The sequence below is a fragment of the Klebsiella sp. K4 genome, assembly GCF_014596785.2.
GTDB lineage: Bacteria > Pseudomonadota > Gammaproteobacteria > Enterobacterales > Enterobacteriaceae > Klebsiella > Klebsiella pneumoniae.
Map to the genome: position 1 here is coordinate 2,372,080 of NZ_CP115021.1, position 21,926 is coordinate 2,394,005.

Genomic DNA, 21,926 nt, shown 5'->3' on the forward strand with positions numbered 1-21,926 from the left:
GGATCACAAATGCATAGAAATTTTGCGCTGATAAAAAATGAATGAACTAGTTGTTTGTTATATAACCGGATAATCATCCATAATCATGATGATTATGTGGTGTTAATGGCCGGTGAAATAGATGAATGCGGGCCATAACCCAGAGTTAAGCTATGACCGCAATAGAGACGAGACAGTCAGGCGTAGACTTTATCTTTGTATTCGCAAAGATCTTCAATCAGGCAGGAGCCGCAGCGCGGCTTGCGGGCAATGCAGGTATAACGTCCATGCAGGATCAGCCAGTGATGACAGTCGACCTTAAACTCGGCGGGGACCACCTTTAGAAGCTTCTCTTCCACCTGCTCAACGTTCTTGCCAGGGGCGAATTGCGTCCGATTGCAGACGCGGAAGATGTGCGTGTCCACGGCGATGGTCGGCCAGCCAAAGGCGGTATTCAGCACCACGTTGGCGGTTTTACGGCCCACGCCGGGCAGCGCCTCCAGCGCCGCTCTGTCTTCCGGCACCTCGCCATTGTGCTGCTCCAACAGGATGCGGCAGGTTTTGATGACGTTTTCCGCTTTGCTGTTAAACAGGCCGATAGTCTTGATATACGATTTCACCCCATCCACCCCCAGGGCCAGCATCGCTGCGGGCGTATTGGCCACCGGATAGAGTTTGGCTGTCGCTTTGTTGACGCTTACGTCGGTGGCCTGTGCAGAAAGCAGGACGGCAATCAGCAGCTCGAATGGCGAACTGAAATGCAGTTCGGTGGTGGGGTGGGGATCGTTTTCCCGCAGCCTGGTAAGGATCGCCAGGCGTTTGGCTTTGTTCATATTATGCTTTCCCTGTCACGTCGGACGGGGCGACAGAGACGGCCCGGGCCGCTTGCGCCTTCCGCTGTTTGCTACGTTCATCGATAAGGTATTTAATCGCCAGCATCATGCCGAGGCCAATAAAGGCGCCTGGCGGCAGCATAGCCAGCAGGAAAGGGGTGTCGGTGTGGAAAACCTCGATGCGCAGAACCTTCGCCCAGCTGCCAAGCAGACTGTCGGCGCCGTCAAACAGGGTGCCGTTGCCAAGGATCTCGCGCAGGGAGCCCAGCACAAACATCGCGCAGGTAGCGCCCATGCCGATCGAGAAACCGTCCAGTGCCGACAGCGCTGGCCCTTTTTTGGCGGCAAAGGCTTCGGCGCGGCCGACCACGATGCAGTTGGTCACGATAAGCGGGATGAAAATCCCCAGCGACTGATAGAGGCCGAAGGCATAGGCGTTGATCAGCATCTGCACGACGCTCACCACCGAGGCGATAATCATTACGTAGATGGGGATCCGGATCTCCGCCGGCGTCCAGCGGCGCAGGCTGGAGATGGTCAGGTTGGTCAGGGTTAACACCAGGGTGGTGGCCAAACCCAGCCCGAGGGCGTTGGTGGCGGTCGAGGTGACCGCCAGCAGAGGACACATACCTAACAGCTGAACCAGGGCGGAGTTATTTTTCCACAGGCCCTGGACGATGACGTCTTTAACTTCGCTCATGGTTATTCTCCACAGGCGGTGAATTCAGGAAGTTGCGCAGGCAGCGTTTGTGCATATAAGCCTGCGCGCTTAACGGCATTGACCACCGCCCGGGGGGTGATGGTGGCGCCGGTGAACTGGTCAAAATCGCCGCCATCCTTTTTGACCGCCCAGTGGCTATCGCCCTGGCCGTGGATGACTTTCCCGGCAAAATGGGTAATCCAGTCCGACAGGCGAAGTTCGATTTTATCACCCAGGCCCGGCGTTTCATGATGCTCAGTTACGCGGGTGCCGAGGACCGTGCCGCTAAAATCGGCGGCAACCAGCAGCTGTATTGCTCCGGAGTAGCCGTCCGGCGCGGTGGCTTCCATCACCGCGCCGATCGGTCGATCGTTATTTTTGGCGATCCACACTTTATGCTGGCCTTTGCCCAGCGCCGGGGCGCTGACCAGATAGCAGCTCTTAAGCAGATCGTTATTATAGCGGTCGGCAGGTAAAACCTGGTCGAATAACGCCTTTTGCTGCAGGGCCGCCTGCTGGTCGATGGTGCTTTTGGTCAGCTCATTGATCGCCGCCGTCAGCCCGGTGGAACCGGCGGCAAACAGCGCCAGCGTGACGCCGTGTTTACGCATCGTTTTTAACATCATTGCTCTCTCAACGGTGGCCATATACGCGCGGGCGCGTGTAGTAATCGATCAGCGGCACGGTAATATTCGCCAGCAGAACGGCAAACGCCACGCCGTCCGGATAACCACCGAAGCTGCGGATGAGCCAGACCAGCAGGCCAGCGAGGGCGCCAAAGATCAGACGGCCGCGGTTGGTTGTTGAGGCCGTCACCGGATCGGTCAGGATAAAGAAGGCGCCAAGCATGGTCGCCCCGGAGAGCAAATGCATCTGCGGTGAGGCCAGGCTCTGCGGCGAAAAAATCCAGCCGAGGGTGGCGCACAGGCCGAGGCTAACAAGGAAGCTGACCGGGATATGCCAGCGGATCGCCTTCTGCCACAGCAGGAAAAGGCCGCCTGCCAGCCAGGCGATATTCACCCACTGCCAGCCCAGACCTGCCAGCACGCCGCCGTAGACCGGCAATTGCAGCACCTGCTGAACGCTATGTCCGGCATGCAGGGAGGTTTTAAAGGTATCCAGCGGGGTGGCCTGGCTGACGCCGTCGATACCCAGCCGCAGACTGGCCATGTCGCCTCCGGCGGCGGTATGGCCGGTGAAGATCATCTGCAGCGCGTCGCTGAATGCCGGGAGATGGGCGGCTATCTCATAGGAAGGCAGCCAGGAGGTCATCTGCACCGGGAACGAAATCAGCAGCACGACATAGCCGATCATTGCCGGGTTGAAGGGGTTATGGCCCAGGCCTCCGTACAACTGCTTGGCGATGACTACGGCAAAGGCAGTGCCGAGCACCACCATCCACCACGGGGCCAGTGGCGGAATACTCACCGCCAGCAGCAGGCCGGTGAGCAGGGCGGAATTATCTTTCAGCGTGGCAGCAACAGGCTGTTTACGCAGTTTGAGAATAGCGGCTTCGGTCGCCCAGGCCGTCAGGGCGGCGAGGACAATCTGCAGTACGGTGCCCCAGCCGAAAAACCAGGTCTGGACCACAATGCCAGGCACAGCGGCGAGCAGCACCAGCAGCATAATACGCGAGGTCTGCCGCTGGTTATGGGTATAGGGGGAGCTTGCGATTCTGAAAACCATTTATTCCTCGTTAACTGCCTGCTGTGTTGCTTTACGCGCCTGAACGCGGGCGATAGCCGCGGCGACGGCCGCTTTGCGCGGGTCGTCATTGGCTGCGGCTGACGCGAGATCCTGTTGTGTGGCCTGCTGTTCGGCTTTACGCGCTTTGGCGCGGGCGATGGCGGCTTCCACCGCCGCCTTGCGCGGGTCGACCGGTTCGACGGCCGGGGCTTCCACCGGCGCGGCCTGCTGTTCGGCTTTACGCGCTTTGGCGCGGGCGATAGCGGCTTCCACCGCCGCCTTGCGCGGGTCGACCGGTTCGACGGCCGGAGCTTCCACCGGCGCGGCCTGCTGTTCGGCTTTACGCGCTTTAGCGCGGGCGATAGCGGCTTCCACCGCCGCCTTGCGCGGATCGACCGGTTCGGCGGCCGGGGCGTCCACCGGCGCGGCCTGCTGTTCGGCTTTACGCGCTTTGGCGCGGGCGATAGCGGCTTCCACCGCCGCCTTGCGCGGGTCGACCGGTTCGGCGGCCGGGGCTTCCATCGGCGCGGCCTGCTGTTCGGCTTTACGCGCTTTGGCGCGGGCGATAGCGGCTTCCACCGCCGCCTTGCGCGGATCGACCGGTTCGGCGGCCGGGGCGTCCACCGGCGCGGCCTGCTGCTGCGCTTTGCGCGCCCGGGCCTCAGCCTTACGCGCTTCGCGGGCGGCAATCGCCTCGCTGTTGTCAGGTTTGGCGCCGGCCTGGATCACGATCGGCTGCGCGGCATCGCGCTGTTTATCCCGTACCCGGGCCAGGGCGGCGCTAATCGCCTCCTGATCTTTGGCGGCAGGCTGAACGGCGGCTTTTTTATGCCGTTCGGCGCGCGCGGCTTTCTCACGCTCCAGGCGCGCCTGTCGGGCCTCGAATCGGGCTTTGGCTTCCGCAGCGCGCTGCTCTTCCTGACGAATCGCCGCGATCTCGGCCTTTTCCTGACGGAAGTACTGCACCAGCGGAATATTACTTGGACATACCCACGCGCAGGCGCCGCACTCGATGCAGTCCGCCAGATTATGGGCAGTGGCTTTATCGTGCTGCTGACCTTTGCTGAACCAGTACAGCTGCTGCGGCAGCAGATCGGCCGGGCAGGCGTCAGCGCAGGCGCTGCAGCGAATGCAGCCTTTCTCTTCCTGCGGTTCGCCCATCTCGCTGGCGGAAGGCGCCAGCAAACAGTTGGTGATCTTCACCACCGGGACGTCGAGCCACGGCAGGGTAAAGCCCATCAGCGGGCCGCCCATGATCACCATTGGCTCGGCGCTGGGGCAGAAGCCGGCATCGTTCAATAGATGGCGCACCGGCGTGCCAAGACGCGCCCAGACATTGCCCGGTCTGGTTACCGCTTCGCCGGTGAGGGTGACCACGCGCTCGGTTAACGGCTCACCGTCAATCACCGCGCGTTTCACCGCATAAGCCGTACCGACGTTCTGCATCAGCACGCCAATGTCCGATGAACGACCGCCGTGCGGTACCTGTTTGCCGGTGAGAATTTGGGTGAGCTGCTTGGCGCCACCGGAGGGATATTTGGTGGGGATCACGCGCAGCGAAATGCCATGGGCGTCGCAGAGCACCGCCCGCAGCATTGAGATGGCCTGCGGCTTATTGTCTTCAATGCCGATCAGCACTTCTTCAGGCTGCAGTATATGAGCGAGGATGCGGATACCCTCGACAATCTGCGCCGCGCAGTCCTGCATCAGGCGGTCATCCGCCGTGATATAGGGCTCGCACTCGGCGGCGTTAATGATCAGCGTTTTAATTTTATCTCCGCCACCGCGCAGTTTACTGCCGGTGGGGAAGCCTGCGCCGCCGAGGCCAGCAACGCCAAACTGGTGGATACGCTCGATCAGCGCTTCACGCGTGCGGGTCTGATAGTCGCTCCAGCCATCGCGCTCGATCCAGCGGTCTTCGCCGTCGGCATCAATGATCACGCTCATCTCCGCCAGCGCCGACGGGTGCGCGGTAGTGTGCGGAGCGATGGCGGCAATGGTGCCGGAAGTCGGGGCGTGAACGGGCAGCATTCTTCCCCAGCCGCGGGTCAGCGGCTGGCCGCGCAGCACCCGGTCGCCCACTTTAACGCACAGTTCGCCCTCGGCGCCAATGTGCTGCTTCAACGGGATAACAAAGCGCTGCGGCAGGGAAACCTGACGCAGCGGGGTGCCGTTAGACTGGGTTTTCATTTCAGGCGGGTGAATACCGCCGTTGAAATCCCAGACCTTGTCTTTTCGGAAAGCGGAAAATAGCTTAAACATGTTGTTCCACAGGAATATTTCGCACCGGGATCGTATGCAGATCCCATTTCCAGGTCTCCGGGGTGGTGGCCACCGGAACGAGTGAAATGCACTGGGTCGGGCAGGGGGCGACGCACAAATTGCAGCCGGTGCACAGGTCGCTCATCACGGTATGCATGGCGCGGGTCGCCCCAACGATGGCATCCACCGGACAGGCCTGGATACACTTGGTACAGCCAATGCAGTTCGGCTCGTCAATTACCGCGAGCATGCGGGCCGGCTCCGCTTCCTGTGCGTCGCCGTCGACAGGCTGCGGGTCGACGTTCAGCAAGGCGGCGATTTTTAACATCACCGCTTCGCCACCCGGCGCGCAGCGGTTTATTTTCTCACCCTGTACGCCGACTGCTTCCGCATAGGGGCGACACCCAGGGTACCCGCACTGCCCACACTGGCTCTGCGGCAATAGCTCATCAATTTTTTCCACCACCGGGTCGTCCTGCACCGCGAAACGACGCGAGGCGTATCCCAGTATTAAGCCGAAAATCAGCCCTAACAGGCTGATGGCGATCACGGCTATCCAGACTGCGCTCATTACAACTTCACCAAACCACTAAAGCCCATGAAGGCCAGAGACATTAAACCGGCGGTAATCAGCGCGATGGCATTACCGCGAAACGGCGCGGGGACATCGGCCACCACCAGGCGTTCACGGATCGCCGCGAACAGCACCATTACCAGCGAGAAGCCGACGGCGGCGGCAAAGCCGTACAGCGCCGACTGCAGGAAATTGTGGCCCAGATTAATATTCAGCAGCGCTACCCCGAGTACGGCACAGTTGGTGGTGATCAGCGGTAGAAAGATCCCCAGCAGGCGATAGAGCGCCGGGCTGGTTTTACGCACCACCATCTCAGTAAACTGAACCACCACGGCGATAACCAGAATAAAGGCCAGGGTACGCAAATAAACCAAATTTAGCGGGATAAGGATCCAGGTATCAATCAGCCAGGCGCAAATAGAGGCCAGGGTCATCACGAAGGTGGTAGCGAGCCCCATCCCCATTGCAGTTTCCAGCTTTTTGGAAACCCCCATAAACGGGCACAGACCAAGAAACTTCACCAGAACGAAGTTATTGACCAGGACTGTACCAATAAAGAGCAGTAAATAATCAGCCATCATGCGACCTGAAACGAAAAAAAGCCGCTTATTATCGAATAAAACGATACCAGCGACAACAGGTTAAGTGTGGGGGTATTACGGATTAACAAAAGTCCGTTTTACCCGCTGCGAACGGCGAAAATAGGGCGCCAGCAGCGCAGCGGCCAGCAGCGGAAACAGCAGCTGACGCAGGGCAAGCACATCCGAGACCGGCGAGAAGGCAAAAGCCTTTATCGCCAGCAGCAGGGTGATGAGCAGCCAGATAATGTAGTGTTTCGGCACCACCGAGCGCCGCTTGAAAAAGGCGATAGTCAGCCAGAGCGTGTAATACCACATGGCGAGGGCAAACAGCAGCGAGGCGACCCACAGCGCCATATGGCCCGCGCTCATGGCGCGCAGTAGGGTATAGGTCTGCGGCGACATCAGCGCATTGGCAAAAAACAGCAGCGATAACGAGGCGCTCAGCAGCGCCACCAGCAACCAGGCCAGCGGAGCCAGCAGCCATCCGCCGATGCGCTCTGCAGATTGAGACGTCATGTTTCTCCCCTATTCAACGCCAGTGAATAAAATCAGGCCGGGAAGTATAAGCAACTGGCGTGAAGGATGACAGCCTTACTGCACGAATCGCCAAACGGATTTAGGAACCTGGCCCACATCGAACAATTTACCACCGGAGACCAGCTCTGCGCGACGATGATCGGCGGCGCGATACATATTCACGATCTCCTGGGTGTCAGTCAGGGAGTAGTTAAGGTGATCAAATAGTTTTTCAAGGCTTTCCAGCGAACTGATTTTGCGAAATTTTAATAAGTAGTCCAGCACGGTCATTTTCGTATCCATTTTATAATCGGAATTATTGCGTTGAATATTATCAGCATTCACTAAACCTACTCTCAACCAACGGCGCCTTCTGCTGGGGCCGCGTGGAATGAATCAGGTTATATAAACCCATGACAAGGGGCAAAGCCAGCCTTGAAGAGCAGGGAGAAGTTTAAGAATATTCTAAAATCAGACCGGGCGCCGAATGGCGCCCGCAAGAGAAGATTAACGCTGTTCGCCGTGACTGGCAATAACAGATTTGTACCAATAAAAACTCTTCTTTCGTTTCCGCGCCAGATTTTGCTGGTGATCGACATAGACAAAACCATATTGCTTTTGATAGCCGTTGAGCCAGCTCAGCAGATCGATAAATGACCAGGGGTAATAGCCGCGCACATCTGCCCCCAGCGCCAGCGCTTTTTCGAGGGCGCCAATATGGCTGCTGAGATAATCAATCCGCGGGTCGTCGACCACTTCCCCGTCAATAATCGGGTCCTTCGCGCCGAGGCCATTCTCGGTGATATATATCGGAATATCGCCATAGCGCGCCTTAATCATCATAATGCCGTCAGTTAGCCCCTGCGGCCAGATTTCCCAGCCCCATTCGGTATATGTACTCTGGGGATTACGCACGAAATAGAATAATCCCTCCACGCCAGGCTCGCCGCCGGTAGCGATCTCAGGCGGCTGGGCAGATACCGTTTCCCGGCGATAGTAATTCAGACCGATAAAGTCGCAGCGGTTGTCACGGAGCAGCGCGTCGTCGCCTGGAGCAAAGCGAGGTACCCCCCACAGCGCCTGGGTCTGCGCCAGCAGGTCGGCAGGATAGGTGCCTTTCAGCACCGGATCGTACAGCCAGTGAGTATGGATGGCGTCAGCCAGTTCGGTGGCCTTAATGTCCGCCTCGCTGTCGGTGAGCGGGGTATGCGGTTGCAGTACGTTGACGAAGCCAATCTCGCCGGCCACAGCCATCTCGCGAAAGGCCTTCACCGCCAGCGCATGGGCGACAAACACGTGGTGGCAGGCCTGAATGGCACGCGCCGGATCGCGGACCGCCGGGGGATGGAGGCCGTTAATGTAGCCGTGCCCAATGAAGACAATGGTTTCGTTGAAGGTAGCCCACAGCTTCACCCGTGAACCAAAGCGCGCATAGCACAGGCGGGCGTACTCGGCGAAGGCCTCGGCGGTAGTGCGCGCTTCCCAGCCGCCCTCATCCTGCAGGGCCTGCGGCAGATCCCAGTGATAGAGGGTGATCATCGGCTCAATATTGTGCGCCAGCAGTTCGTCGATCAGATCGCTGTAAAACTGGACTCCCGCTTCATTCACCTTACCGCGCCCGGCGGGCAGCAGGCGGGGCCAGGAGATGGAGAATCGATAGCTTTGCAGGCCCATCTCGGCCATTAACGCCACGTCTTCGCGAAAACGGTGATAGTGGTCGACGGCAATATCGCCGGTGGTGCCTTCAAAGGTGGTACCCGGCAGATGAGAGTAGATATCCCAGATTGACGGTCCTTTACCGTCGGCGTCGTGTCCTCCCTCAACCTGATACGCTGCGGTAGCGGCACCCCATAAGAAATTGTGCGGAAAAGCGGCCATGAAAAAGCTCCCTGTCTGATGATAAAGGGAGTGTAATAAAAGCGCGAACATATGTGCAACCGGTTTCTGAAACCGGTTGCACAGTTGCGAGGCGGGTCACTGTTTTAACGCGGAGCTACTTCGTGTGCACCACATCCGCTGGCGGTGGGGACTGATAGTTATCTATATGGTGTGCGATAACCAAAAGCAGTGCCGAAATACCAAAAACAATCCAGCCAATAAGTTCTACAATACGGGTAAAAACAGTTGTCATAACACTTCAATATCCTTTGAACACAGCGTGAAATGTTACTCGATGGTCAGCAGATCACAAGGGGTATCTGTCTGATTTCTCTCACTTGCATGTAAGTCGCAAAGTGAGGAATGATAAGTTTTGCTCACGGTTTGTAAAATTATTCTCATTAACCTGGTGTTGATATCAGTTGCATAAGCGAGGCGGTAAGATGAGCGATGCGATCCGGGTGGGGCTGGTGGGGTTCGGTTACGCCAGCAAAACGTTTCATGCGCCGTTGATCGGCGGCACGCCGGGTATGGCGCTGAAGGCGGTCGCCAGCAGCGACGCCGATAAGGTCCATGCCGATTGGCCTGGCGTGAAGGTAATGAGTGCGCCGGGGGATCTGCTGGACGACCCGGATATCGATCTGGTGGTCATCGCCACCCCGAACGACACCCACTTTCCGCTGGCGAAAGCGGCGCTGGAGGCGGGAAAGCATGTTGTGGTGGATAAACCCTTTACCGTGACACTGTCACAAGCTCGCGAGCTGGAAAGCCTGGCGAAGCACTGCGGTCGGATACTTTCGGTGTTTCATAACCGGCGCTGGGACAGCGATTTCTTAACGGTCAGCGCGTTAATCAACGAAGGTCAGCTGGGGGAGGTGTGTTACTTCGAGTCGCATTTCGATCGCTTCCGGCCACAGGTGCGCCGGCGCTGGCGTGAGCAGGCGGGTCCTGGCAGCGGCATATGGTATGACCTCGCGCCGCATCTGCTCGACCAGGTCGTGGTGCTGTTTGGCCTGCCGGTAAGCATCACGGTGGACCTCGCGCAGCTTCGGCCCGGCGCGCAATCCACCGACTATTTTCACGCCGTGCTGGCCTATCCGCAGCGGCGGGTGGTACTGCATGGTACGTTACTCGCCGCCGCGGAGAGCGCGCGCTTTATCGTCCACGGCTCGCGGGCCAGCTATATTAAGTACGGCCTTGACCCGCAGGAGGAGCGGCTAAAAAACGGTGAACGGCTGCCGCAGGAGGACTGGGGATATGATATGCGCGACGGTACCCTGACCCGCGCGGAAGGGGATGAACGTAGTCAGGAGAAATGGCTGACGCTACCGGGTAATTATCCCGCTTACTATGCCGCTATCCGCGACGCGCTTAACGGCGTAGGGGAAAACCCGGTCCCGGCCAGCGAGGCGATTCAGATAATGACCCTGATTGAGTTGGGTATCGAGTCGGCCAGACATCGCGCCACGCTCAGCCTGGTCTGAGGAGGAGCCCGGCAGCACGGCTGCCGGGCCGGTTATCAGCCTTTGGCAACCCGCTGAATGAGGGCGGCTTTTTCCTGTTCGCCGAGGAACGCCAGGGTCAGGCCGTTGATCTGCGCCTGACGGATCTGCTCCCGGCTCAGCCCTGCCGCCGGCGCCGCCACGGTATACTCGTGAATGATGTCCACACCCTGGACCGCCGGATCGTCAGTGTTGAGGCTCGCCAGCACGCCGTGCTCAAGGAACTGCTTCAGCGGATGCTGGGCCAGGGAGGCCACGGTGCTGGTTTGCACGTTCGAGGTCAGGCAGGATTCAATCCCGATGCGGTGCTCGGCCAGGTAGTCCATCAGGGCTGGATCCTCTACCGCTTTAACCCCATGGCCGATGCGCTCCGCGCCCAGCTCACGAATGGCCTGCCAGATACTTTCCGGGCCGGCCGCTTCGCCCGCGTGGACGGTGATATGCCACCCGGCGTCGCGGGCCTGGTTAAAATGGTTGCGGAACAACGTACCCGGGAAGCCGAGCTCATCGCCGGCGAGGTCGAGGGCAGTGATGCCCTCGCGGTGGGCGAGCAGCGCCGCCAGCTCTTCCTGACAGGCGGCTTCGCCGAAGGTGCGGCTCAGAATACCGATCAGCCGGGCGTCGACCTGGAAATCGCGGCATCCCTCTTGAACCCCGGCAATTACCGCCTCTACCACGCCGTCGACCGGCAGCCGGTGGGTCATCGCCATATAGCGGGGAGAGAAGCGCAGCTCAACGTAGTGCAGGCCATTTCGTGCCGCGTCTTCGACGTTCTCATACGCCACGCGGCGACAGGCTTCCAGCGAGGCCAGGACCTTTACCCCCCAGTCGAGCTTGGCGAGGAAACTAACCAGATCGGGCTCAAGGCTGGTGACCTGGACATGAGGACGCAGCGTGTCGAGGGTGGTTGCGGGAAGAGCGATATTAAATTCGCGGCCAAGATCGAGGATGGTTTGGGCCCGGATGTTACCGTCAAGATGACGATGAATGTCGGTTAATGGCAATGAGGAATCAATCATGGTCGCACTCTTTTTTTAGTTAAAGTGCACGTCATTATACAACATGAACATAACTGTTTAAAAGCATTGAAAAAATGTATGCGATACAAATAGCTGGCAGCAATCAGGTCAGTGTTACGGTCTTTTTGACTGGCCCCTTTAAAACGCAGAACGAATATCATGATTGACGCGATCCTGACCAGATCAGAAATGCACACGCGCTGACCGCGGCGCCCGCAAGGCAGACCGCCTGCCATCCCCAGTGGGAATAAAGCTGTGTGGCAACGATAGCCCCTGCCGCGCTGCCCAGCGAATAAAAACACATGTAAGCCCCAACCAGGCGGCTTGCCGCTGCAGGCCTGGCGGCAATGATCAGGCTCTGGCTGGAGACATGAACGGCCTGTACCGCAAAGTCCAGCGCAATGACGCCAGCTATCAGCCAGAGCAGAGAGGTTTCGGCATAGCCGATAGGAAGCCATGAGATGGTCAGCAGCGCCAGCGCCAGGCCGGTAGTGCGCTGAGCCCATCCCTGGTCAGCCCACTTGCCCGCTCTGGCGGCGGCCAGCATGCCAGCGAAGCCGGCTAAGCCAAACATCCCCGTCTGGGTGTGCGAGAGGGAAAGGGCGGTGAGCGGCATGACCATGGTCGTCCATAGCATGCTGAAAGCGGCGAAGATAAATAGCGCCAGGATCCCGCGCTTTCTCAGTTGCGGCTCGGTGAGGTACAGCTGAAACACGGACTTCAATAAGGAAAGGTAAGTCGGCTTTTGCGGCTGCGGCTGCTGCGGGGGCGAAGGCATGATTTTCCAGACGACCCCTGCAATCACCAACATCAGACAGGCAGCCGTGAGATACACGGCTCGCCAGCCGGCGATATCGGCTATCGCGCCTGAGATAAACCGAGATAACAGGATACCTGAAACAATGCCGCTGGTCAGGGTACCCACCGCCTGGCCTCGTTTCTGCGGCGTCGCCAGTACTGCCACCCAGGCCACCAGCACCTGCACCACCACGGCCATCAGGCCGACGATCAGCATGGCGCCAAGCAGAGTTGCTATATTGGGGGATAACCCTGCCGCGACTAACGCCGCTACTGAAAGCAACAGTTGACTCATCACCACGTATTTACGGTTCAACCAGTCCCCGAGCGGAACCAGGAACAGCAGGCCAATGGCATAGCCCGCCTGCGTAGCGGTGATGACGCTGCCAATCATGCCTGGCGACACCTTCAGGCTGACCGCCATCGAGTCGAGTAAAGGCTGTGCTGAATAAACATTGGCTACTGCCAGCGCGCAGGTTAGTGAAAACAACGCCGTTATCCCTGTGGTCAGCATCGTGTCAGGGACTGACGCAGTTTGGATCCTTTGGCCGGTACATCTACTTGCCTTGCATTTCATAAGAGGCCCTCTGGCTGGTTGCTTTTTAAAACTAGTAAGTCTATAGAATTAGCCTTAGTGGTTTTTTTTTGCAACTGGTAAAGGTGAGGATTAAGCTAGATCAGTAGATAAATTGATAAGGAGCGCGCAGATGGCAAAGCAGGAATCACTTAGAACCAGTGAATGTCCGGTGGCGAGAACGTTGGAATCAATTGGTGAACGCTGGTGCCTGATGATTATCCGCGAAGCATTTGACGATGTGCGGAGATTCAGCGAGTTTCAAAAAAATTTGGGGCTGGCCAAAAATATCCTTGCCTCGCGGCTGAAGCATCTGGTTGATATCGGTATTTTCGAGATTTTACCGGCATCGGATGGCAGCGCATACAAGGAATATGTCCTGACTGAAAAGGGGCGCTCCGTGTTTCCCATTGTTGTGGCGCTGCGGCAATGGGGAGAGCGTTATATGTTTGAGCAAGGGGAAACCTATTCGGTCCTGCTGGATAACGCGCACGGCCAGCCCCTTCAGTATCTGGATGTGCGTTCCGCTCAGGGGGATAAACTGCAACCAGGCGACTGTCATCGCCGGCGCATTGTGTCAGATACCCGCGCCGAATAATGGCGTGAAGAATTTGCAGGATACCAGCGAGAATACGAGCGTACCGCTAAAGGGTCATGGAACAATCCTGACGTGTTTTTTTGCGAACTGCTTTTGATGCCAAAGCTCCGGACGCGTGAAAGTGACCCACCGCCAACCGCAGGAGGCGGTGCATAACCATTTACAATTATATTTTATTTGAATGTATTCATGTTACATATTAAATTCTGCTTACTTTATCGACGATGAGGCAAGGATGCGGATGTGGAGAGCGTAATCCATAACAATATTGAGGGTTTTCTGCTGTTGTTATTAAGCATGTGGCCGATTCTGCTGGTGGTATTCATTGGTGTCGCAATTTCATTCTATACCATGCTGTTACGTAAGACGGCGCTGGCCTGCCTGCTTTTCGCCCTCGCCATCGGCGCCGCAGGCTGGAGTCTCGCTTAGCCGCTGGCCTCAGGGTTTATCCAGCAGGCTCATACTGGAGGTGGCGGCGCCATCATTCAGATTGGCGGGCGAATGCCAGTCGCGACCCGCCAGCGCACTGTCGCTCTGTCCGCTGCCGACGCCTTGCTGCGTCGACAGCGATGAACCTTCCAGTGCTTCATCCGCCCCTGACCGATCGGGCAGGGAACTGGTATAGCCGCCATTATTCGAGTACGTATCCATGCCGTTGACTTCGTTAGGCACCGTGTCGGTAGTCGTACCGTCATCGTTAATGCAAAACGAGCCGCCAATGCCGTTTGGCTGACAGTCTGCAGCAAAAGCCGGACTGGCCAGCGCGGTCAGTAGCAATAACGGTAAGCCGATTTCCTTCATTCTTATCTCCCAGGGCCGTGTGGTCTGCCAGACATTCTGTACTATAGCGGCGGCAGTAGCGCGGTAAGTAACAAAACTGTGTAATTTTGTAATGACCGGTGGACGGTTTGTCGTTCGGCCAGGAAAGAGCGTGCGCTAAGCGTGGCATAGCGGCTCGGCAGAAAGCGGTAATCAATTGTTAATTCTACGTAAAGGTTAATGAAAATTTAAGGGAACGCCGCTATGTTGGCAGCATCATACTTTCCATAAAGGATATGCCATGCGCGATAAATATTCCGGCCTGCAGATTGGGATTCACTGGCTGGTTTTTTTGCTGGTAGTAGTAGCCTATGCGGCGATGGAGCTGCGCGGGTTTTTCCCCCGCAGTGAACGGCCATTGATTAATATGGTGCATGTTTCCTGCGGGATCACCATTTTCGTGCTGATGGTGGCACGTCTGCTGGTGCGGCTGAAATCGCCGGCGCCGCCGATCGTACCTAAACCATCGCCGATGATGACCGGTTTCGCCCATCTTGGTCACCTGGCGATCTATTTGCTGTTCATTGCCTTGCCGTTGATCGGCATGGTGATGATGTACTGGCGCGGTAACCCCTGGTATGCCTTTGGTCTGACCATGCCGTATGCCCCGCAGAGCGATTTTGAGCGGGTGGATACCCTGAAGGCGATCCATGAATGGTTGGCCAATGCCGGGTACTTTGTGATTGGCCTGCATGCTCTCGCCGCGCTGCTCCATCATTACTGGTGGAAGGATAATACTCTGCTGCGAATGATGCCTCGTAAGCGCTAAATCATCCTCTTTCACTTCCTGACCCCGTCCCGCGACGGGGTTTTTTTTGCCTTCACCGCTAATAGAATATAGTATACCCCCCTATATGATACGGAGGCGTAATCGTGCCACATTCACCTGAAGATAAAAAACGGGCGCTCAGCCGCGTAAGACGCATCCGCGGCCAGGTCGAAGCCCTTGAGCGCGCGCTGGAGTCCGGCGAGCCCTGTATGACTATTCTGCAGCAGATCGCCTCGATTCGCGGGGCGGCGAACGGCCTGATGGGCGAAATGGTGGAGATCCACCTGCAGGACGAGCTGGTCAGCGGCGACACCACCCCTGAGCAGCGGGCCGCGAGAATGGCAGAGGTCGGTCATCTGCTACGATCCTATTTAAAATAACATCACGACGAGGAAGAGACAGTTATGAAATCACGCGCAGCAGTGGCCTTCGGCCCCGGTCAGCCGTTAAAAATCGTTGAGATTGACGTCGCGCCGCCGAAAAAAGGCGAAGTTCTGGTGAAAATCACCCACACCGGGGTGTGTCATACCGATGCCTTCACCCTCTCCGGTGACGATCCGGAAGGTGTCTTCCCGGCGGTGCTGGGCCATGAGGGCGGCGGGATTGTCGTGGAAGTAGGCGAGGGCGTCACCAGCCTTAAGCCGGGCGATCACGTCATTCCGCTGTATACCGCCGAATGTGGCGAGTGCAAATTCTGTAAGTCGGGTAAAACCAACCTCTGTCAGGCGGTGCGTGCCACCCAGGGTAAAGGGCTGATGCCGGACGGCACCACTCGTTTCTCGTACAATGGCGAACCGATCTATCACTATATGGGCACCAGCACCTTCAGCGAATATACGGTTTGCGCCGAGATTTCGCTGGCGAAAGTCAATCCGCAGGCGCCTTTGGATAAAGTGTGCCTGCTGGGCTGCGGCGTAACCACCGGTATCGGCGCGGTGCATAACACGGCGAAGGTCAAGGCCGGGGATAGCGTCGCGGTCTTTGGTCTGGGCGGCATTGGTCTGGCGGTGATCCAGGGCGCGGTGCAGGCGCAGGCCGGGCGCATTCTGGCGGTTGATACCAACCCGGATAAATTCACTCTCGCTAAAGAGATGGGCGCGACCGATTTTATCAATCCGAACGACTACGATAAGCCGATTCAGGATGTGATTGTTGAGCTGACCGACGGCGGGGTGGATTTCAGCTTCGAGTGCATCGGCAATGTAAATGTGATGCGCGCGGCGCTGGAGTGCTGCCATAAAGGCTGGGGTGAGAGCGTGATCATCGGTGTAGCCGGCGCCGGGCAGGAGATCAAGACCCGTCCGTTCCAGCTGGTGACCGGCCGCGTGTGGCGCGGTTCCGCCTTCGGCGGCGTAAAAGGGCGCAGTCAGCTGCCGGGCATGGTGGAAGACGCCATGGCGGGTAAAATTCGCCTCGATCCGTTTATTACCCATCGCCTGCCGCTGGAGCAGATTAACGAGGCCTTTGATCTGATGCATGAAGGTAAATCGATTCGCACCGTGATCCACTTTGGCGACCAGTAATCCCCGACGCTGAAGGCGAATCGTCACCCATAAAAAAAGGGCCCGGATGGGCCCTTTTGTTTATGTCGATCAGTGATGGTCTGGGAGCGCGTAGGCGATGATGTAATCGCCGCGATCCGGTGACTGACGGGCGCCGCCGGCATTGATAATGATGTACTGCTTACCGGTTTTCGGTGAGACGTAGGTCATCGGGCCGGACTGGCTGCCGACCGGCAGACGCGATTTCCAGATCTCTTTGCCGTTCGCGGTATCAAAGGCGCGCAGGTAGAAATCCTGGGTGCCGGCGAAGAACAGCAGTCCGGACTGCGTTGCCAGCGATGCGCCAAGGGTCGGCATGCCGATTGGAATTGGCATGTGCATACGGATCCCCAGCGGCCCGGTGTCTTCTACGGTGCCAACCGGCACCTGCCACACCAGTTTCCCGGTTTTCAGATCTACCGCGGACATGGTGCCGAACGGCGGCTTCTGGCACGGAATGCCCAGCGGCGACAGGAAACGTTCGCGCATCGCGCCAAACGGCGTGCCTTCCATCGGCACGATGCCCATCTCGATCCCGCTGGCGTCTTTCGCCACCTTCGCGCGCGGCACCATATAGTTGGCCAGGCCCAGACGCATATCGTTGACAAACATCAGGCTGTTGTTTGGATCCAGCGAAACACTGCCCCAGTTCATGCCGCCGAGCGAGCCCGGGAACTGCAGGGAACGGTCTTCACCTGGCGGGGTAAAGACGCCCTGATGGCGCATCTCTTTGAACTGAATGCGGCACAGCAGCAGGTCGATCGGTGTCGCTCCCCACATATCGGACTCGGTCAACGTCTGGTTGCCGATCATCGGCATCCCTACCGAGTAAGGTTGCGTCGGCGAGTAGCGTTCACCTTTGACGTTGCCCGCCGGCACCGGACGCTCTTCCACTTTGGCCACCGGCTCGCCGGTCTCGCGGTTGAGCATAAAGATCATGCCCTGCTTGCTGGTCTGCACCAGCACCGGGGTGGTGCCGCCCTTGCCGTCAGGCAGATCGTACAGCAGCGGCTGAGACGGCAGGTCAAAGTCCCACAGATCGTGGTGTGTGGTCTGGAAGTGCCAGCGCACCTGGCCGGTGGTGGCATCCACAGCCACGATAGAGGAGCTGTATTTATCGTCCAGCGCGGTACGTTCGCCGCCAAAGAAATCTGGCGTGGCGTTGCCGGTGGGCAGATAGATCAGATTCAGCTTCGCGTCGTAGGACATCGCCGACCAGACGTTTGGCGTACCGCGCGTGTAGGTCTGACCTTCCGGCGGAACACCGGTCAGCGCTGGATTGCCCGGATCCCACGCCCATGCCAGTTTGCCGGTGTGGACATCAAACGCGCGGACCACGCCCGGCGGTTCGCCAGTGGAGTAGTTATCCGCGACGCGGCCGCCCACCACCACCACATTGCCCGCCACCAGCGGGGTGGAGGTCTGCTGATAGTAACCCGCTTTCACTTCACCCATGCCGACGCTGAGGTCGACAATACCGCCATCGCCGAAGTTTTCGCACAGTTTGCCGGTATCGGCATCAATGGCGATCAGGCGGGCGTCGATGGTCGGCAGGAACAGACGACGGGAACAGGCGGCCGGCTGCGTGCCTGACGCTGGCGCGGTTTGCGCCTGGCTATCTGCGTAATACCCTAAGCCGCGGCAGCGCTGCCAGTTGGGTGAAGAGGATTTGGAGTCATAGCGCCATTTCTCTTTTCCGCTGTCCACATCCAGCGCCAGCACTTTACTGTAAGGGGTACAAACATAGAGAGTATCGCCAATCTGCAGCGGGGTGTTCTGATCTTCTGCGCCCGAGCCGTTGCTCTGTGGGATATCGCCAGTATGCGCTACCCAGGCAACCTGTAGCTGGTTGACGTTTTGTTTGTTGATTTGGTCGAGGGCGGCGAAACGGTCGCCGTGGGTGGTGTTACCCCAGTGCGCCCAGTTTTTCTGCTGTTCGCCTGGCGCGACGGGCTTGACTGGTACCGCTTCAGTCGCGCTGACCAGCGGTGCGGATTTGAACATCCAGCCAAAGCTCACCGCCAGCGCCACGGCGAGAACGGCGGCGACACCATAGGCCGGGCCTTTTTTCGCCGGTGGGCTGGCGAGGAAAGGCCAGACCAGGGCGGCCAGGAAGGCCAGTACGCCGAGCGCAAACAGGCGCGAGAAGAGCGGCCAGTAGTTCCAGCCAGCGTCACTAATCGCCCAGATCACCGAGGCGATAAACGCCACGGCGTATAACAGAATACCGCCGCGGCGGTTGCGGAAAATCAACACCGCCGCGATGACCATGACCACGCCCATTAGCGCGAAGTACAGTGTTCCGCCGACGAGGGCCAGTTTTGCCCCAAGAATACCCACAGCCAGACCGATGATGAGCATCAGTCCGGCGAGAAGCCACTGCAGGATCCGGGGGAATCCGCGCGGCGCGTTGCCAGTTGCCATGTAATCTCCTTAACCACACCAGCCACCTCACTGTGAACCAAATGAAACATATTGCTTTTGAATCATTTTTGAATGAAGTGGTTTTAACCTTCATAAAACTGTATTTGTTGCTTGATTAGATTTCGAGTGAACCATTTGGTGAAATCGAGACATGATAGATCTGTTAAAGAAGTTTGCGCAAATGTTAATAAATAATTTCGCACTAAATGATTATTTTGCCGAATATGTCTAACGTCATGGGGAGCGGCGTCGGCGCGTTTGCAGGTTCCCCGGCCGTTGCGGGCCGGGGAGAAAGGGGGGTCAGGCAGGCATGGACTTACGGATAGCGCTGAGCAGCGTCTGCGTACCCGGGGTCAGTGTCGCATCGACGCGGGTTAAAATGCCGATGGGCTCTCCGGCGCCCTGGGTGGCGATCGGCAGGGCGGTTAGCACGCCACGGCGAAGATCGTCTTTTACCGCCCCGGAAGGGACAAACCAGACATAGTCAAAATCCACCGTCAGCTGGCGCGACAGGGAGGCGGAAAGGGTCTCGATGCAGCCGGCGGGCATCTTACAGCCCTGGCTCTGGAGCAGCGCTTCGGCGTTTTGCCGCGGCACGGTGCCTTTAGGTGAGACCACCACCGGCCACTCCATCACCCGACTAAGGGTCACTGTCTCCTGAAGCAGGGGATGTCCCGGGCGAACCACCAGCTTCAGGGATTCAAGGAACAACAGTTCGTAATGCAGCCCGCTCATCAGCTCCGGGTCGGACATACGTCCAATGCCGATGTCGATCTCCCCGGATTTTAAGCCGGCGAGCAGCATGGTGTTGTTCATAGTGGCGACCTGCAGCGTGATATCTTTTTGCTGCTTGTGAGACTGGCCGATCACCGTCGGCAGGATCCCCAGCGCGGCGGTGGGCAGCGCGCCGATGCGCACGATGTCGTTATTCAGGCCCTCTTTGCGGTTCAGCGCCTGGCCGGCCGAATTAAGGGCGTCAAGCACCTTAACGGCATGCGTCAGAAACTGTTCGCCGACCAGGGTTAGCTGCGCCCCAAGACGACCCCGCTCGAACAGCCGGGTACCGGTCAGCTGTTCTAGCTCGTTAAGCGTTTTCGAGAGTGCTGGCTGGCTCAGATTTAATGTTTCAGCCGCGCGCCCCAGCGTTCCCTGTTGAGCGACGGCCACGAAGGTGTGTAGATGGCGCAAGCGAATGCGCTGACTGAAGAGACCATTTTTTTCCATAGTAAGATGATGTTAAAAACACAGCGGTGAAAGAGACAAGCGGACTTGTTTAAATTTGATAACCAGATAGCAAAATATTATTAACATTTGAGTTGGTTACATGACAAGATCTTTCCCTGTGGTTGAAAACGCCTTCGCCCCGCAGAAACGGGGCGAAGGTGGTGGTCACCGCGACGGCTAAATATCGAAAAAGACGGTTTCGTTCTCGCCCTGCAGATGAATGTCAAAACGATAGACCACTTCCGTACCGCGAACCTCGCGCTCGGCGATTAAGGTTTTGCGTCTCACCTCCCACTCGATGAGATTCAGCACCGGGTCGCTGGCGTTGGCCGCGTGTTCATCGGCAAAGTACATCCGCGTATTCAGGCCAATATTGATCCCACGCGCCACCACCCACAGGTTGACGTGCGGCGCCATCAGGCGGCCATCGCGACCGACCACCGGGCCCGGCTTGATGGTTTCAAAGCGCCAAATGCCGGAGGTGAAATCAGAGCAGGTACGCCCCCAGCCGCGGAAGGCCGGGTCGACGGCTTTCTGCTGTTGACGATCGTCAGGATGGTTATAGCGACCCGCGGCGTTGGCCTGCCAGATCTCCAGCAGCACATCGCGGACCGGCGTCCCGGAGCCGTCGATAACCCGGCCTTCAATGGTGATGCGCTCCCCGACGGTATCGGCGGTAGTGAGGACCGGGCCAAAATTTTTCTCAAAAATATGAAAGCCTGCGGCGTCCGGCGCCAGGCCGATATGAACATAGGGTCCCGCCGTCTGCGAGGCGGTTTCAGGCAGATACTCTTTCATCGGGCGGCCCCCTGAGTGCGATTTTCAAACAGCGTGGCGCGGTGGCCGCGCAGAACAAGGTCGAAGCGGTAGGCCAGACAATCCAGCGGTACGGCGGCGTGCATGTCCAGCTCGGCGATCAGCGTGCGCACGGCGTCGTCATTATTAATAGTCCTGACGATCGGGCACTGCTTAATCAGCGGGTCGCCTTCAAAATACATCTGGGTGATCAGGCGCTGGGCCCAGGCGTCGCCCGAGAGAGAAAAATGGATATGCGCCGGACGCCAGTCGCTGGCCTGGTTGCGCCAGGGGTAGGGGCCGGGTTTGATGGTGCGAAAACAGTAATAGCCGTTTTCATCGGTAAGCACCCGGCCGCAGCCGCCAAAGTTCGGGTCAATCGGCGCCAGATACTGATCTTTTTTATGCCGGTAGCGACCGCCAGCATTGGCTTGCCAGACTTCCACCAGCGTATTTTTCATCGGTCGGCCGAATCCATCGCGCACGTAACCGTGGACGATGATCCGCTCGCCGATAGGTAGGCCTTCTTTGGCATAGTTCAGGATTAGGTCATTATCCAGAGGGCCGAGGTCGTCGCGGCTAAATACCGGGCCGGTGATCTCTGACAGCGAGTTCTGCAGAGAGATGAGGGCGTTTTTTGGCGAGCGCAGGACGCTGGTTTTATAGCCCGGCGCGTAAGCGGGCGGGTGGCTACTGTAATCGCGATGGACAACCTCACGTGGGGACCATTTGTCGTTCATAGGGTACTCCGTGTAGACGGTAGAGGGGCATATTGTTGTAATGTCGCCAGAAGTAGTGTGTGTAAATGTATTGTTAATTTAAAGTGAAATTACCGGGTGTTTTTCATAACTATG

At 58.0% G+C, this 21,926-nt stretch carries 24 protein-coding genes; 6 read left to right on the forward strand and 18 right to left on the reverse strand.

Going from position 1 to position 21,926, the window contains the following annotated elements:
* Nucleotides 1-176: 176 nt before the first annotated feature.
* From nth to blr, 11 genes are all read right to left on the reverse strand, one after another.
* A complete protein-coding gene (gene nth, locus IB144_RS11830; RefSeq protein WP_002907734.1) occupies nucleotides 177-812 on the reverse strand; it encodes an endonuclease III in 636 nt (211 codons plus the stop codon).
* A 1-nt stretch (nucleotide 813) separates the two neighbouring features.
* Nucleotides 814-1,512 carry an electron transport complex subunit E gene (locus IB144_RS11835; RefSeq protein ID WP_002907733.1) on the reverse strand — a complete coding sequence of 233 codons (699 nt, stop codon included), beginning with the start codon at nucleotides 1,510-1,512 and terminating at the stop codon, nucleotides 814-816.
* Between the two features lie 2 nt (nucleotides 1,513-1,514).
* A complete protein-coding gene (gene rsxG, locus IB144_RS11840; protein ID WP_002907731.1) occupies nucleotides 1,515-2,135 on the reverse strand; it encodes an electron transport complex subunit RsxG in 621 nt (206 codons plus the stop codon).
* Nucleotides 2,136-2,145: 10 nt separating this feature from the next.
* Nucleotides 2,146-3,198 carry an electron transport complex subunit RsxD gene (rsxD, locus tag IB144_RS11845; RefSeq protein ID WP_004180162.1) on the reverse strand — a complete coding sequence of 351 codons (1,053 nt, stop codon included), beginning with the start codon at nucleotides 3,196-3,198 and terminating at the stop codon, nucleotides 2,146-2,148.
* Complete coding sequence (gene rsxC / locus IB144_RS11850) at nucleotides 3,199-5,460, reverse strand: electron transport complex subunit RsxC (RefSeq protein WP_057774499.1); 2,262 nt, start codon at nucleotides 5,458-5,460, stop codon at nucleotides 3,199-3,201.
* Nucleotides 5,453-6,031 (reverse strand): electron transport complex subunit RsxB, encoded by a 579-nt coding sequence (gene rsxB, locus IB144_RS11855; protein ID WP_004143816.1) that lies wholly within the window; start codon nucleotides 6,029-6,031, stop codon nucleotides 5,453-5,455. Before rsxB ends, rsxC begins: the two co-directional genes overlap by 8 nt.
* A complete protein-coding gene (gene rsxA, locus IB144_RS11860; RefSeq protein ID WP_002907658.1) occupies nucleotides 6,031-6,612 on the reverse strand; it encodes an electron transport complex subunit RsxA in 582 nt (193 codons plus the stop codon). The genes rsxB and rsxA overlap by 1 nt, the downstream gene beginning before the upstream one ends.
* 78 nt (nucleotides 6,613-6,690) lie before the next feature.
* Entirely contained in the window at nucleotides 6,691-7,131 is a 441-nt protein-coding gene (locus IB144_RS11865) for a DUF2569 domain-containing protein (protein ID WP_002907654.1), read from the reverse strand.
* 75 nt (nucleotides 7,132-7,206) lie between these two features.
* Entirely contained in the window at nucleotides 7,207-7,422 is a 216-nt protein-coding gene (ydgT, locus tag IB144_RS11870; RefSeq protein WP_002907652.1) for a transcription modulator YdgT, read from the reverse strand.
* 216 nt (nucleotides 7,423-7,638) lie between these two features.
* Complete coding sequence (locus tag IB144_RS11875) at nucleotides 7,639-9,009, reverse strand: GH1 family beta-glucosidase (RefSeq protein WP_032432526.1); 1,371 nt, start codon at nucleotides 9,007-9,009, stop codon at nucleotides 7,639-7,641.
* Between the two features lie 115 nt (nucleotides 9,010-9,124).
* Nucleotides 9,125-9,262 (reverse strand): division septum protein Blr, encoded by a 138-nt coding sequence (gene blr, locus IB144_RS11880; protein WP_004227851.1) that lies wholly within the window; start codon nucleotides 9,260-9,262, stop codon nucleotides 9,125-9,127.
* Nucleotides 9,263-9,452: 190 nt separating this feature from the next.
* Between blr and IB144_RS11885 the strand changes: the two genes are divergently transcribed.
* On the forward strand, nucleotides 9,453-10,493 hold the full coding sequence (locus tag IB144_RS11885; protein WP_032411609.1) for an oxidoreductase: 1,041 nt from the start codon (nucleotides 9,453-9,455) through the stop codon (nucleotides 10,491-10,493).
* Nucleotides 10,494-10,528: 35 nt separating this feature from the next.
* Here the strand turns inward: IB144_RS11885 and add are convergent, their stop codons facing one another.
* Both add and IB144_RS11895 read right to left on the reverse strand, forming a co-directional pair.
* Complete coding sequence (add, locus tag IB144_RS11890) at nucleotides 10,529-11,530, reverse strand: adenosine deaminase (protein WP_004151209.1); 1,002 nt, start codon at nucleotides 11,528-11,530, stop codon at nucleotides 10,529-10,531.
* Between the two features lie 157 nt (nucleotides 11,531-11,687).
* Nucleotides 11,688-12,842: an MFS transporter gene (locus tag IB144_RS11895; RefSeq protein ID WP_029603069.1), complete on the reverse strand. Its 1,155-nt coding sequence runs from the start codon at nucleotides 12,840-12,842 to the stop codon at nucleotides 11,688-11,690.
* A 193-nt stretch (nucleotides 12,843-13,035) separates the two neighbouring features.
* On the opposite strand from IB144_RS11895, the gene IB144_RS11900 reads away from it, so the two are divergent.
* Together IB144_RS11900 and IB144_RS11905 are read left to right on the forward strand one after the other, a co-directional pair.
* On the forward strand, nucleotides 13,036-13,500 hold the full coding sequence (locus IB144_RS11900; protein WP_004180158.1) for a helix-turn-helix domain-containing protein: 465 nt from the start codon (nucleotides 13,036-13,038) through the stop codon (nucleotides 13,498-13,500).
* A 243-nt stretch (nucleotides 13,501-13,743) separates the two neighbouring features.
* Nucleotides 13,744-13,929 carry a hypothetical protein gene (locus IB144_RS11905; RefSeq protein WP_002907644.1) on the forward strand — a complete coding sequence of 62 codons (186 nt, stop codon included), beginning with the start codon at nucleotides 13,744-13,746 and terminating at the stop codon, nucleotides 13,927-13,929.
* A 9-nt stretch (nucleotides 13,930-13,938) separates the two neighbouring features.
* Here IB144_RS11905 and IB144_RS11910 read toward each other — a convergent pair whose 3' ends face one another.
* Nucleotides 13,939-14,301: a hypothetical protein gene (locus IB144_RS11910; protein ID WP_004143806.1), complete on the reverse strand. Its 363-nt coding sequence runs from the start codon at nucleotides 14,299-14,301 to the stop codon at nucleotides 13,939-13,941.
* A gap of 259 nt (nucleotides 14,302-14,560) precedes the next feature.
* Between IB144_RS11910 and cybB the strand changes: the two genes are divergently transcribed.
* From cybB to IB144_RS11925, 3 genes are all read left to right on the forward strand, one after another.
* Nucleotides 14,561-15,088, forward strand: coding sequence for a cytochrome b561 (cybB, locus tag IB144_RS11915; RefSeq protein ID WP_002907640.1), 528 nt, complete (start codon nucleotides 14,561-14,563; stop codon nucleotides 15,086-15,088).
* A 104-nt stretch (nucleotides 15,089-15,192) separates the two neighbouring features.
* Complete coding sequence (locus tag IB144_RS11920; RefSeq protein ID WP_002907563.1) at nucleotides 15,193-15,468, forward strand: metal/formaldehyde-sensitive transcriptional repressor; 276 nt, start codon at nucleotides 15,193-15,195, stop codon at nucleotides 15,466-15,468.
* Nucleotides 15,469-15,492: 24 nt separating this feature from the next.
* A complete protein-coding gene (locus IB144_RS11925; protein WP_004143804.1) occupies nucleotides 15,493-16,611 on the forward strand; it encodes an S-(hydroxymethyl)glutathione dehydrogenase/class III alcohol dehydrogenase in 1,119 nt (372 codons plus the stop codon).
* Between the two features lie 69 nt (nucleotides 16,612-16,680).
* Here the strand turns inward: IB144_RS11925 and IB144_RS11930 are convergent, their stop codons facing one another.
* The 4 genes from IB144_RS11930 to pcaH form a co-directional block, all read right to left on the reverse strand.
* On the reverse strand, nucleotides 16,681-19,053 hold the full coding sequence (locus IB144_RS11930) for a membrane-bound PQQ-dependent dehydrogenase, glucose/quinate/shikimate family (RefSeq protein WP_014907498.1): 2,373 nt from the start codon (nucleotides 19,051-19,053) through the stop codon (nucleotides 16,681-16,683).
* 300 nt (nucleotides 19,054-19,353) lie between these two features.
* Entirely contained in the window at nucleotides 19,354-20,277 is a 924-nt protein-coding gene (locus IB144_RS11935; RefSeq protein WP_149358886.1) for a LysR substrate-binding domain-containing protein, read from the reverse strand.
* Between the two features lie 177 nt (nucleotides 20,278-20,454).
* Entirely contained in the window at nucleotides 20,455-21,075 is a 621-nt protein-coding gene (gene pcaG / locus IB144_RS11940) for a protocatechuate 3,4-dioxygenase subunit alpha (RefSeq protein ID WP_040236889.1), read from the reverse strand.
* Complete coding sequence (gene pcaH, locus IB144_RS11945) at nucleotides 21,072-21,812, reverse strand: protocatechuate 3,4-dioxygenase subunit beta (RefSeq protein ID WP_002907552.1); 741 nt, start codon at nucleotides 21,810-21,812, stop codon at nucleotides 21,072-21,074. Before pcaH ends, pcaG begins: the two co-directional genes overlap by 4 nt.
* Nucleotides 21,813-21,926: the final 114 nt, after the last annotated feature.